The sequence below is a fragment of the Gordonia sp. J1A genome (genome assembly GCF_055393515.1).
The window spans coordinates 2,675,737-2,688,496 of the sequence record NZ_AP041607.1; the positions used below are offsets into that span (position 1 = coordinate 2,675,737).

Here is a 12,760-nt window from a genome sequence, read left to right on the forward strand (position 1 = left end):
CTAATCGAAGGGAATGGCTCACACAGGAGCCCGGCACCCCCGTCGCGCGGGGCTGCCGCCTCCCGCCGCCGGACTCGTACCGAACGGTAACTTTCGAGTGATAAGCACCACTTTCAACCGATCAGGTGACACAGATTCACGGCACGAATTCGGCGTGTCGACTCAGATTCGTGCGCCTCAGCACACTCTCGATACGGACTGGACCCTCTTATTACTCGCGAGTAACATACCGGTGAACGGTAACCGTGACGGCCGATCTGCAGGCGAAGTTAGGCAAACCTTGGCAGACCCGAGCAGGGTCGAACCTTTACGGTAACCAGGGAATAAAGGTTGACGCGGAGTGCTATGACCCGAGCGCTTTGACGTCTTGGTACGACCTGGACAGAAAGGCCGGTACTTCCAGTGACGACGACTACCGCCGTGATCGGAACCATCGCCGTATTACTCAGCCTCGTATGCTGGGCGCTCTTCCTTCGCGGCGTGGGCACGATGGTCCGATCCATCGCCCAGGGCCAGAAGGTGGAGCCCTCGCGGTTCGCCTACCCCGGGAAGCGTTTCGCGACGATGATGAAGGAATTCGTCGCGCACACCCGCATGGTCAAGTTCCGCACCGTCGGCTGGGCCCACTGGCTGGTGATGTTCGGCTTCCTGATCGGCTTCGTCTTCTGGTTCGAGGCGTACGGTCAGATCTTCGATCCCGAATTCCACTGGCCCGTCATCGGCGCCTGGAACATCTACATCTTCGCCGACGAGGTCCTGGGTCTGGCCACCGTCATCGGCATCGTGGTGTTGATGGTCATCCGTCAGCTGAACCATCCCCGCGTCCCTGCCCGGCTGTCGCGCTTCTCGGGCTCGCGGTTCGGCGCCGCCTACTTCGTCGAGGCAGTGGTCCTGATCGAGGGCCTCGGCATGATCTTCGTGAAGACCTTCAAGATCTCGTCGGGCATCGAGAACCCGCCGGTCTGGACCTCGTTCTTCACGCACTACTTCGCCCAGCTCTTCGAGGGCAGCTCCGTCTACTGGGTCACCGCCGCGGCCGTCGTCAAGCTGATGAGCGGCATGGTCTGGCTCGCCGTCGTCGGCCTCAACATCGACTGGGGTGTGGCCTGGCACCGCTTCGCGGCCTTCTTCAACATCTACTTCAAGCGTGAGAGCGACGGCGGCGTCGCACTGGGTGCGGCCAAGCCGATGATGAGCCAGGGCAAGGTCCTGGACATGGAGACCGCCGACCCGGACGTGGACGCGTTCGGCGCGGGCAAGATCGAGGACTTCAGCTGGAAGGGCTGGCTGGACTTCACCACCTGCACCGAGTGCGGTCGCTGCCAGAGCCAGTGCCCGGCCTGGAACACCGGCAAGCCGCTGTCGCCGAAGCTGATGATCATGTCGCTGCGCGACCACGGCCAGGCCAAGGCGCCGTACCTGTTCGCCGGCGGCCGCAAGGACATGGGCGGCGACGAGGTCGGCATCGTCGACGCCGACGGCAACGTCGACGAGGCCCGCCTGAACAAGGTCCCCGCGGCCGCTCGCGCCGAGGCCGAGCGCAAGCTGGTCGGCGAGTCCGAGGGCACCACCGGTGCCGTCATCGACGCCGAGGCTCTGTGGAGCTGCACCACCTGCGGCGCCTGCGTGGAGCAGTGCCCGGTGGACATCGAGCACGTCGACCACTTCATCGACATGCGCCGGTACCAGGTCCTCATCGAGTCGGACTTCCCGTCCGAGCTCGCGGGCATGTTCAAGAACCTCGAGAACAAGGGCAACCCGTGGGGCCAGAACGCCTCGCAGCGCACTGCCTGGATCGACGAGATGGACATCCACATCCCGGTCTACGGCCAGGACGTCGACTCGTTCGAGGGCTACGAGTACCTCTTCTGGGTCGGTTGCGCAGGCGCCTACGAGGACCGCGCGAAGAAGACCACCAAGGCCGTTGCCGAACTGCTCGACATCGCGGCCGTCGACTTCATGGTGCTGGGCCAGGGCGAGACCTGCACGGGTGACTCCGCTCGTCGTGCGGGCAACGAGTTCCTGTTCCAGATGCTGGCACAGCAGAACATCGACACCTTCGACGAGGTGTTCGCGACCGCGCCCGAGCAGCGCAAGAAGATCGTGGTGACCTGTGCGCACTGCTTCAACGCCATCGGCAACGAGTACCCGCAGGTGGGCGGCAAGTACGAGGTGGTCCACCACACCCAGCTGCTGAACCGGCTGGTCCGTGAGAAGCGTCTGGTGCCGGTCGCCGCACCGGCGGGCGAGCAGGTCACCTACCACGATCCCTGCTACCTGGGCCGCCACAACAAGGTCTACGACGCTCCGCGTGAACTGATGGAGTCCTCGGGCTCCACGCTCACCGAGATGCCTCGCCACGGCGAACGCTCCATGTGCTGTGGCGCCGGCGGCGCCCGGATGTGGATGGAGGAGCAGATCGGCAAGCGCATCAACGTCGACCGCGTCGACGAGGCGCTCAGCACGCTGAACTCCCGGCCGACCGACGCGGACGGCAACAAGCAGGTCCGCAAGATCGCGACCGGCTGCCCGTTCTGCCGCGTGATGCTCACCGACGGCGTGACCGCTCAGACCTCGGGCACCGAGGACGAGGGGCAGGTCGAGGTCGTGGACGTCAGCCAGCTGATCCTGGAGGGCGTCAAGCGCGGCCGTCCGGAGGTCAAGCGCGGCGGCAACTTCCTCGGGCCGATTCAGACCGAGCGCGCCCCCGAGCCCGAGCCGGTCGCCGCTGCGGCGAAGCCCGCAGCTCCCGCCGCCACCGCGGCCCCGGCCGAGGCGAAGCCCGCGGTGGGTCTTGCACCGAAGAGCGGCGGGCTCAAGAAGCCGGGCGGACTCAAGAAGCCCGGCGGCGCCCCCAAGCCCGGCGGTGCCACGGCCCCGGCCGCACCGGCGGCCGAGACCACCCAGGCAGCTCCCGCCAAGGGACTGGCCATGGGCGGCGGGCTGAAGAAGCCGGGCGGACTCAAGAAGCCCGGCGGCGCTCCCAAGCCGGGCGCGGCCAAGCCCGCGGCAGCGGCATCGGCGGCACCCGCGACCGACGACGCTGCGACCGAGTCAGCGGCAACCGAGTCAGCGACGAGCGGGGCAGCGGCGCCGGTCGAGACCACGGCCACCGAGGGCAAGGCCAAGGGCTTCGGCATGGCCGGCGGGCTCAAAAAGCCCGGAGCCAAGAAGCCGGGCGCGGCCAAGCCCGCAGCCGCAGCACCGGCCGAGCCGACGGCTCGCGCGGCGACCGAGTCGGCTGCGACCGAGCCGGCCGACGAAGCCCCGGCCGATGCAACCAGCGCCGACACCGGCACGGCGGCCCCCGCTGCCGCTGCCACCACGTCGGGCACCGAGGGCAAGGCCAAGGGGTTCGGCATGGCCGCAGGCCTGAAGAAGCCGGGCGCCAAGAAGCCCGGCGCCCCGAAGGCTGCAGCGACGGCGGCGGAGCCCTCGGCCCCCGCGGAGACCGCACCCGCACCGGAGCCTGCTGCGCCGGAAGAGCCCGCCGCGCCGGCGGCCGGCGAGACCGCCGCTCAGACCGACGAGCCCGCCGAGGCTCCGGCTCCGGCGGCCGGCTCGTCCGACAGCCGGACGATCACGGAGACCGGTGCGTCGAAGGCCAAGGGCTTCGGTCTGGCCGCCGGGAAGAAGCGCCCCGGCAAGTAATTCCGGCAGGGAGTCGCCGAGGCGACGACCGCAGAACGATGGCGGCATCGGCCACCCCGAGGGGTGCGGACGCCGCCATCGTCGTCTGTGCGGTCTCGCCGCGGGCCCGTGCGGGCCGTCGGTTCAGCTGGAGGTTCCCGGCGTCGTGGTCGCCGATCCCGACTGGCCCGGCGTCTGCTGCCCGGGAGTCTGGTTCTGATCGGGGGTCTGGTTCTGCTGCCCCGGCGTCTGGCCGTCGCCGTTGGCCGATCCCGGCGGCATCATGCGCCACCGCTGACCACCGAGACCGTTGCGCTCCTGCCCCATGAATCCGCGCATGGTCGCGCCGCGCTCGTATCGCGCCTCGTTCTGCCTGTGGTGGCCGCCGGTGTGGTCACCCGTGACGTAGCCGGCACCGAAGGCGAGTCCCAGACACGCGATGGCTCCGACAACCGCTCCCCCGACGAGCCACTTGCGCCGCACCTCGACGGTCTGCGGGCCGGTGGATGCCGGAGCCGCGACCAGAGGCGGCCGGTGATGGGCCGCCCCGGGCTGTCCCGGCGCGGCCGCCGGGTCGGCGGGCGGCGTTCCGGCGACCGGTGTGATCGGCTCGGTCGGGGCCGTGGTGCTCGTGGGGTCCGGTCCGGCCTGCGGGTCGGGCTGGTGGTCGGATTGGGGCTCGGTCTGCCCGCCGGGGGCCTCCGAGTCGTCGTGCTGGGGTCGGTTGGGGTCAGTCATCCTGGTCGATCCTCGTGTCCGGTGGCGACGCAGTCGTCGCCGTCGACCATCGAGGGAACCCGCCGAATCTGTGAGGTCGCTGGGACGCCCGTACCGGTTCGCTTCGGGTTCGGCGAGGCGCGGCCCGCACCGATACCGCTCTCACCCGCACGGCGCTCAGCCGGCGAAGCTCACCTGATAGATCACTGTCGAGGCCCCGGCCGATGCCGTCGACGACAGTCCCACGTTGACCCACAGTTGCCTGCCGTCGACGTCCTTGCTCAGCAGCACCGACTTCGACTGGGGGTCGTCGACCCGGGAGGACTCCGCGAAACCGGCATCGGTGAGCTTCGTGACCGCGTTGGTCAACGGGTTGCCGTCGGAGGCGTGCGCTTGCACCGTGACCTGCCACTGGGGCGATTCGCCCGATGCGGTGAGCACCGCTCCGTCGACCATCGGCACGTCTGATTCGGGGAAGTCGGACGGCAGCGCGACACCCGGCCGCGACGGCTCGTCATCGGAACCGCATGCGACGAACAGCGCACCCGCACACACCATGATCAGCGCTGCTGCCAGCAGTCTGCGAAAATCCTTCATATCGAAAACGGTAAGGTAGACCTCAAGTTCTCGTCACCACGACACCCCGCCCGCCCGTCCTCGACACAAGTCGGAGTGCCATTTTGATCCTGGTATTGATCGCCCTGGCCGTCAGTGCGCTCATTTCACCACCGATCATCAAGACTCTCGGCTCCCGCGGTTTCTACGTCCTGGCGCTCGCTCCGGCGGCCGGGCTGGCATGGGTGGTCGCCAACTGGCCGGCCCCGGGCGCACCGCCCCGCGTGGAGACGATCGAGTGGATCCCCAGCCTGCAGATGGACATCGTGCTGCGGTTCGACACTCTGTCGGCCGTCATGTCGGTGCTGATCCTGGGCGTCGGCGCGCTGGTGCTGATCTACTGCGCCAACTACTTCCAGCAGATGCGCCGGAGAGTCGCGGTCTTCGGCGGCGAACTCGTGGCCTTCGCAGGCGCGATGTTCGGCCTCGTCGTCAGCGACAACACGCTGGTCATGTACGTGTTCTGGGAGGCGACGACGGTCCTGTCGTTCATGCTCGTCGGATTCAACACGGTTCGCGCCACCTCGCGCCGCGCCGCGACCCAGGCCCTGCTGGTCACCACCTTCGGCGGGCTGGCGATGCTCGTCGGCATCATCATGCTGGGCGAGCGGACCGGAAGCTACCTGCTGTCGGACCTCGTCGCCCATCCGCCGGCCGGCAGCGTCTACATCGACGTCGCCGTGATCCTGGTGCTGATCGGCGCCCTCTCGAAGTCGGCCATCGTCCCGTTCCACTTCTGGCTTCCCGGCGCGATGGCCGCTCCCACCCCGGTCAGCGCGTACCTGCACGCCGCGGCCATGGTGAAGGCGGGCGTGTACCTCGTGGCCCGGCTCGCACCGGCCTTCGCACCCCTTCTGAGCTGGCAGATACCGGTCATCGGACTCGGTCTGCTCACGATGGTGCTCGGCGGATGGCGATCGTTGCGCGAACTGGACCTCAAACTCGTCCTCGCCTTCGGCACGGTGTCGCAGCTCGGTTTCATCACCGTGCTGGTGGGTGTGGGCGACGCCAACGTCGCCATGGCCGGCCTGGCCATGGTGGTGGCGCACGCGATGTTCAAAGCGTGCCTGTTCATGGTGGTCGGCATCATCGACAAGTCCACCGGAACCCGCGACATCCGCAAGCTCGCACGCCTCGGCGCACGACTGCCCGGGCTCGCCGCGGTCGCCGCGGTGGCCGGCGCCAGCATGGCCGGCCTGCCGTTCACCTTCGGCTTCGTCGGCAAGGAGACCGCCTTCGGCAGCGTCTGGGACACCGGCGCGCTCTCCCCGATGCAGCGGCACGCAGTCGACGTGGTGCTGCTGGTGGGTTCGGTCATCACGTTCGCGTACACCACGCGCTTCCTGTGGGGCGCGTTCGGACGCAAGGTCCGCCGCCTGCCGACCAGGGCCGTCGCACAGCTCGACCAGCCCGCCCTCATGTTCCTCGTCCCTCCGGCACTGCTGTCGGCGGCCGGCGTGGTCGCGGCGTTCGCGTCGGGATGGATCGGCTCGCTGTTCGAGCCCTATGCGCAGTCGCTGCCCGCCTACGGCGAGGAGATCGAGCATCTCGCGCAGTGGCACGGCTTCGGTCTCCCGGTCGTCTTCTCGATCATCGTCGTCGCCGGCGGCGCCGGCCTGTTCCTGTTCCTGCGTGCGCGCCGCGCGCACGTCTTCGTTCATCCGCCGCGGCTCAACGCCGACCGGATCTACGACGGCGCGCTGCGCACCGCCGACACCGTCTCCCTCTGGGTCACCCGCAACACCCAGCGCGGTTCACTGCCCATCACCCAGGGCGTGATCCTCTCGACCGCGGTGATCCTGCCCGTCAGCGTGTTGTTCCTGGGACGCAGGCAGTCGCTGCACCTGGCGGGATTCGACACCGTCGAAGAGATCGTCATCGGCTTCGTGATGGTCGCCGCGGCGATCGCAACGGCCGTGCTGCGCAACCGCCTCGCCGGCCTACTGACCCTCGGCATCACCGGATACGGCTGCGGCGCCCTGTTCGCCATGTACGGCGCCCCGGATCTCGCACTGACCCAGTTTCTGGTGGAGAGCCTGACACTGGTCGTGTTCGTGCTGGTCCTGCGCAAACTTCCGTCGGAGGCGACCCCGAAGCTGCGCACCGGTCATCGCCCCATCCGCATCGCGATCTCCGTCGCCTTCGGTGCGATGCTGGTGGTGATCGGGCTGTTCGCCGCAGCGGCACGGTCCACCGAGCCACTGCACGTCTACCTCGGCGACGCCGCGTACGAGTTCGGTCACGGAGCCAACGCGGTCAACGTCCTGCTCGTCGACATCCGCGCCTGGGACACCCTCGGCGAGATCTCCGTCCTGATCGTCGCGGCGACCGGAGTGGCCTCGATGGTGTTCCGGAGCCGCCGGTTCGGCGCCGTCCCCCGGGTCACCGACTCGGCACTCGCTCAGCGCCGCAACGGGGACGACGCCGCACACGGGCGCACCACGTGGCTGCGCGGCAGCGAGATGCGTGATCCGGCGCAGCGGTCGCTGATCCTCGAGGCCACCACGCGGCTCGTCTTCCCGACCCTGGTGGTGCTCTCGGTCTACTTCTTCTTCGCCGGACACAACGCACCGGGAGGCGGGTTCGCCGGCGGTCTGGTGATGGGCCTGGCCCTGGTGCTCCGCTACCTCGCGGGCGGACGCTACGAACTCGGCGAGGCGATGAGAGTGGAGGCAGGCACCATCCTCGGCGCCGGGCTCGCGGTCTCGGCGACCACCGCGGCGGTGTCCCTGGCGCTCGGTGCTCCGGCGCTCTCGTCCGCCGTCATCGATCTGAGCCTGCCGGTCTTCGGCGAGTTCCACATCGTCACCGCCCTGTTCTTCGACCTCGGCATCTACCTGATCGTGGTGGGGCTGGTCCTGGACATCCTCCGGAGCCTCGGCGCCCGGCTCGACGTGGCCGACGCCCCGCCGGAGCCCGCCGAACCGGCCGCTCCCGAGCCCGAGGAGGTGAGGTGATGTCGGTGAACCTGGGCCTGTTGATCGTGGCCGGAGCCATGGCCGCCGCGGGCGTCTACCTGCTGACCGAGCGCAGCCTCATCCGCATGCTGTTCGGCCTGCTGCTGGCGGGCAACGCGTTGAATCTGATGATCCTCGTCCTCGCCGGTCCGCCCGGCCATCCGCCGATCCGCGGGCGCGAATCCGACGGGGCGAGCTTCGACACCGACCCGCTGGCGCAGGGAATGATCCTGACCGCGATCGTCATCACCTTGGGCATCGCGGCCTTCGTCCTGGCCGTCACCTACCGGCTCTTCAAGATCAATCAGGCCGCCGAGGAGGAGAAGCTGCCGCCTGGCGCGGAGGCAGCGACCGACGACGAACTCGGCGACGACGAGGAAGACATCAAGATCCTCACGGGAACACCCGAGTCCCAGCCCGATCGCGATCTCAGCGACGATCCGGCCACCGGCGCCGACACCGTCGCCGGCGACCTGTTCGACAAGTACGGCAACCCGCTGACGCCGGAGGAGTTCATCGCGGCGCACATCAACGTCCACGAGCCGGACCTGATGCCCGAGGACGCCGAGGTCCTGGAGTACCTGCCTTACGACGGCGACGAGATGCCGCGGGACGCGGACGAACCGAACGACGACGAGCACGCGAAGGGGGCACGATGACGCCGCAGACGTCCTGGATCCCGGTCCTCATCGTGCTGCCGACGATGGTTCCGTTGCTGGCGGCCGCCGTGACGCTGCTGGCCGGCCGGAGCCCCACCATCCAGCGCGCGGTCTCGGTGTCCGCCATCGGCGTCGCGCTGATCGCGTCCGGCCTGATGCTCTACCTCACCAGCGCTCACGGGACCTTCGCGGTCAACGTCGGCGGCTGGGACGGCCGCGGCATCGCGGGTACGCCGCTCGGCATCACCTTGGTGGTCGACCGGCTCGCGGCACTGATGCTGGTCATCTCGCTGACCGTGCTGCTGTGCGTCGTGGTCTACGCGATCGGGCAGGGCATCAGGGACGGAACCACCGAGCAGCCGGTGTCGATCTTCCTGCCGACCTATCTCATCCTGACCGCGGGCGTCTGCAATTCGTTCCTCGCGGGCGACCTGTTCAACCTGTACGTCTCGTTCGAGGTGCTCCTCGCGGCGAGCTTCGTCCTGCTCACCCTGGGCGCCAGCGCCGAGCGCGTGCGAGCCGGCGCGTCGTACATCATGGTGTCGATGGTGTCGTCGCTGATCTTCCTGGCCGGCATCGCCTTCGCCTATGCGACCACCGGAACCCTCAATCTCGCCGAGATGGCCGTCCGGCTCGACGACGTGCCCGACGGCACCCGCAACGCGCTGTACGCGGTCCTGCTGGTGGCCTTCGGCATCAAAGCGGCCGTGTTCCCCCTCTCGACGTGGCTTCCCGACTCCTATCCGACCGCTCCGGCCCCGGTGACCGCGGTGTTCGCGGGACTGCTGACGAAGGTCGGCGTGTACGCGCTGATCCGCACGCACACCCTGCTGTTCCCCGGCGGATCGATGGACAACGTGCTCATGATCGCGGGACTGCTGACCATGCTCGTCGGCATCTTCGGCGCCATAGCGCAGTCGGACATCAAGCGACTGCTGTCGTTCACACTGGTGAGCCACATCGGCTACATGGTGTTCGGCATCGCCGTCGGTTCCGAGCTGTCCACCTCGGCGGCGATCTTCTACGTCGCCCACCACATCCTCGTGCAGACCACGCTGTTCCTGGTGGTGGGACTGATCGAACGGCAGGCGGGGTCGGCGTCGCTGCGGCGCCTCGGCGGACTCATCGCGAGTCCGCTGCTGGCCGGGCTGTTCCTGATCCCGGCGCTGAATCTCGGCGGTATTCCGCCGTTCTCGGGATTCATCGGCAAGGTCGCGCTGCTGGAGGCCGGTGCCCAGGACGGATCGGTGCTGGCGTGGGTGCTGGTCGCCGGGTCGGTCGTCACCAGCCTGCTCACCCTGTACGTGATGGCCCGTATCTGGACCAAGGCGTTCTGGCGGGCCCGCGCCGACGCGCCCGACGGCGCCATGGCGTCGAGCACCGCGTCCGCGCTCATCGAAGAGGGCACCGACGTCCTGCTCGAGGAACGCGAGGACGTGGGCCGGATGCCGGTGGCCATGGTGCTGCCCACGATGGCGATGGTGGCCGCCGGTCTGGCGCTGACGCTGTGGGGCGGGCCCATCTTCCACTTCACCGACGACGCCGCACACGGCGTCCTCGACCGCAGCGAGTACATCTCGACGGTTCTGCACGGGCCCGACCCCGCGCACGCCACCGACGGAGGCCGGCCATGAGCAGCACGCCGTTCCCAGACAAGCCGCACGCGAAACCCGTCGGAAAGCGCCCGGTGGCCGCATTCTTCGGCAACCTGTGGCGGGTCACCCTGGTGCACCTGGCCTGGCCCGCGGTCCGGACCTACGTCTGGCTGAACGAGAACCTGCACGCACCGGCCTGGGCCGGCGGCTCGCTGCGCGAGTTCGGCCTGCGACTGTGGGGCTTCGCCTGGCTCACCTTCGTCTGGGTGCTTCTCTGGGGCGACGTCACCTGGGCCAACATCGTGGTCGGCGCGTTGATCGCCCTGCTGGTGATGGTCCTGCTGCCGCTGCCGCGGGTGCCGGTGGAGGGTCGGTTTCACCCGCTCTCGGCGCTCAAGCTCGTCGGCACGATGATCTACAACTTCTTCCTCTCCAGCGCTCAGGTGGCGTGGGCCGCGGTGAAGCCGGGCGATCCGCCGCTCGGTGCGGTGGTCCGCGTGCACATGGCCATCAAATCCGACCTCACGCTCACGCTGGCCGTCGACTACATCAACCTGGTGCCCGGCACCATGGTGGTCGAGATCGATCAAGACCAGCGGATGCTGTACATCCACGTCTTCGACGTGCGCAAACAGAAGTACATCGACGAGTTCCTGAAGCAGATGGCCTACGTGGAGCGACAGTTCATCAAGACCTTCGAGCGCGACGACGAGTGGCATCCGAGTCCGTTCCACGGAATCGACGACGATTACCATCACGTCCCGTTCGCCGACCGCCGTCGGGTGGTCGAGCAGGAGCGCTCACGGAAGGAGAAGGCATGACCGTCGTCTGGATCATCAGTGCCGCGATGCTGCTCACCGCCGTGCTCCTGACCGTCTATCGCACGCTTCGCGGGCCCTCGACCCTCGATCGGCTCGTCGGCGTGGACGCGCTGGTCGCCATCGCGATCTCCGGTCTGTCGGTGTGGGTGGCCTACACCACCGACACCACCGTGGTCCCGGGCATCGTGGCGCTGAGCCTGGTGGGTTTCATCGGGTCGATCGCCGTGGCCCGTTTCCGAGTGAGGGACGACCAGTGATCCTCGACGTCGTGGCCGCGGCGCTGATCCTGCTCGGCTCGCTGCTGGCCCTCACCGCCGCCATCGGGATCGTCCGATTCCCCGACACGCTGAGCCGGATGCACGCCGCGACCAAGCCTCAGACGTTCGGCATGATCCTGGTGCTCGCGGGCACCTTCATCAGGCTCGACAGCCACCCGGACGGCGGAATGCTGGTCCTGACCGGCTTGTTCGCACTCATCACCGCGCCGGTGGTAGCCCAGCGCGTCGGCCGCCTCGTGTATCGCGAGCAGGCCCTGGGGGAGGACGTTCTGGACGAGGACGAACTGTCCTCGCGAAACGGCGGGTAGCGCCACCGCGGTCGCGGACGCGTCCGCTAACCGAGTTCGGCGACCACCGAGTCGACCACCTTGCGCATGTCGCCGGTCTCGGAGAGGACCCGGCGCTGCCGCTGGTAGCTGGCGCCGCCGGCGATGATGTCGGCGACCGTACCCAGTTCCTCGAGGCAGCCCAGCGACGCCGCCACCGGTTCCAGACGCACCAGCAGTTCGGCGAGGTCCTCGGTCACGAGGCGCTCCGAGCATTCGGCGTCTTGGATGATGATCGCATCGAGCCCGTAGCGGGCGGCGCGCCACTTGTTCTCCTGCACCAGCCACGGAGCCATCTGCGGCAGCGTCTGTCCCGCCGACAGGCGCCGGTCGAGGTCGACGATCAAGCAATGGGTCAGGGCGACGATCGCCGCGAGTTCACGCCGGTTCGACACTCCGTCGCAGACCCGCACCTCGATGGTTCCCAGATGGGGCGACGGCCGGATGTCCCAGCGGATCTCGTTGAGGTGGTCGATGATCCCGGTGGTCTTCTGGTCCTGCGCGAAGCCCTCGAACTCCGACCACGACTCGAATTGGAACGGCAGCCCCGCCGTCGGCAACTGCTGGAACATCATCGCGCGGTTGCTCGCATACCCCGTCGAGCGTCCGGCCCACATCGGCGACGACGCGGACAGCGCGAGCAGATGCGGATAGAACTTCAGCAGCGACGACAGGATCGGCAGCACCTTCTCGCGGCTGTCGATGCCCACGTGCACGTGCACGCCCCAGATCAGCATCTGCCTGCCCCACCACTGCGTCCGCTCGATCAACTCGGCGTACCGGTGGCCTTCGGTGAGTTGCTGCGCGGACCACTCCGCGAAGGGGTGGGTGCCCGCGCCGTACAGATCGATGCCGATCTCGTCGCACAGCCCGCGCACCACGTCGAGCGACCCGCCGAGATCGTCCATGGCCTCGCCGACGGTGGTGCAGATGCCGGTGACCAATTCCACCGTGTTGCGCAGCAGTTCGCGATGGATCTTGTCGCGTTGATCGCCGGCACGCGCGTCGACGAGCTCGAAGAGCCGGTCTGCGGCGTTCGACAGGTCGCGACTCGACTTGTCGACCAGGGCGAGTTCCCACTCGACCCCGAGCGTCGGCTTCGGCGACCCGTGGAACGGGATCGCCGCCGGAGTGGTCACCGCGGCTCCTTGCCTCGGGTCGG

At 68.4% G+C, this 12,760-nt stretch carries 10 protein-coding genes; 7 read left to right on the forward strand and 3 right to left on the reverse strand.

Going from position 1 to position 12,760, the window contains the following annotated elements:
• Positions 1 to 402: 402 nt before the first annotated feature.
• Positions 403 to 3,651 carry a (Fe-S)-binding protein gene (locus ACZ5QD_RS12445; RefSeq protein WP_464366797.1) on the forward strand — a complete coding sequence of 1,083 codons (3,249 nt, stop codon included), beginning with the start codon at positions 403 to 405 and terminating at the stop codon, positions 3,649 to 3,651.
• Between the two features lie 123 nt (positions 3,652 to 3,774).
• Here the strand turns inward: ACZ5QD_RS12445 and ACZ5QD_RS12450 are convergent, their stop codons facing one another.
• Together ACZ5QD_RS12450 and ACZ5QD_RS12455 are read right to left on the reverse strand one after the other, a co-directional pair.
• On the reverse strand, positions 3,775 to 4,368 hold the full coding sequence (locus ACZ5QD_RS12450; RefSeq protein WP_062366469.1) for a hypothetical protein: 594 nt from the start codon (positions 4,366 to 4,368) through the stop codon (positions 3,775 to 3,777).
• A 156-nt stretch (positions 4,369 to 4,524) separates the two neighbouring features.
• Entirely contained in the window at positions 4,525 to 4,944 is a 420-nt protein-coding gene (locus ACZ5QD_RS12455; protein ID WP_006898007.1) for a hypothetical protein, read from the reverse strand.
• A gap of 83 nt (positions 4,945 to 5,027) precedes the next feature.
• Here ACZ5QD_RS12455 and ACZ5QD_RS12460 point away from each other — a divergent pair, with 83 nt between their 5' ends.
• The 6 genes from ACZ5QD_RS12460 to mnhG are packed head-to-tail and all read left to right on the forward strand — an operon-like array spanning position 5,028 to position 11,580.
• Positions 5,028 to 7,919 carry a Na+/H+ antiporter subunit A gene (locus tag ACZ5QD_RS12460; RefSeq protein ID WP_222111465.1) on the forward strand — a complete coding sequence of 964 codons (2,892 nt, stop codon included), beginning with the start codon at positions 5,028 to 5,030 and terminating at the stop codon, positions 7,917 to 7,919.
• Positions 7,919 to 8,578, forward strand: a complete 660-nt coding sequence (locus ACZ5QD_RS12465; protein ID WP_464366798.1) for a Na(+)/H(+) antiporter subunit C — start codon at positions 7,919 to 7,921, stop codon at positions 8,576 to 8,578. The genes ACZ5QD_RS12460 and ACZ5QD_RS12465 overlap by 1 nt, the downstream gene beginning before the upstream one ends.
• Entirely contained in the window at positions 8,575 to 10,212 is a 1,638-nt protein-coding gene (locus ACZ5QD_RS12470; RefSeq protein ID WP_278125215.1) for a Na+/H+ antiporter subunit D, read from the forward strand. The genes ACZ5QD_RS12465 and ACZ5QD_RS12470 overlap by 4 nt, the downstream gene beginning before the upstream one ends.
• Positions 10,209 to 10,994, forward strand: coding sequence for a Na+/H+ antiporter subunit E (locus ACZ5QD_RS12475; RefSeq protein ID WP_346076798.1), 786 nt, complete (start codon positions 10,209 to 10,211; stop codon positions 10,992 to 10,994). Before ACZ5QD_RS12470 ends, ACZ5QD_RS12475 begins: the two co-directional genes overlap by 4 nt.
• Positions 10,991 to 11,251, forward strand: coding sequence for a monovalent cation/H+ antiporter complex subunit F (locus ACZ5QD_RS12480; RefSeq protein ID WP_006898002.1), 261 nt, complete (start codon positions 10,991 to 10,993; stop codon positions 11,249 to 11,251). Before ACZ5QD_RS12475 ends, ACZ5QD_RS12480 begins: the two co-directional genes overlap by 4 nt.
• Entirely contained in the window at positions 11,248 to 11,580 is a 333-nt protein-coding gene (gene mnhG / locus ACZ5QD_RS12485; RefSeq protein ID WP_006898001.1) for a monovalent cation/H(+) antiporter subunit G, read from the forward strand. The genes ACZ5QD_RS12480 and mnhG overlap by 4 nt, the downstream gene beginning before the upstream one ends.
• A gap of 26 nt (positions 11,581 to 11,606) precedes the next feature.
• Here mnhG and ACZ5QD_RS12490 read toward each other — a convergent pair whose 3' ends face one another.
• Positions 11,607 to 12,737 (reverse strand): glutamate--cysteine ligase, encoded by a 1,131-nt coding sequence (locus ACZ5QD_RS12490; protein ID WP_464366799.1) that lies wholly within the window; start codon positions 12,735 to 12,737, stop codon positions 11,607 to 11,609.
• Positions 12,738 to 12,760 lie beyond the last annotated feature (23 nt).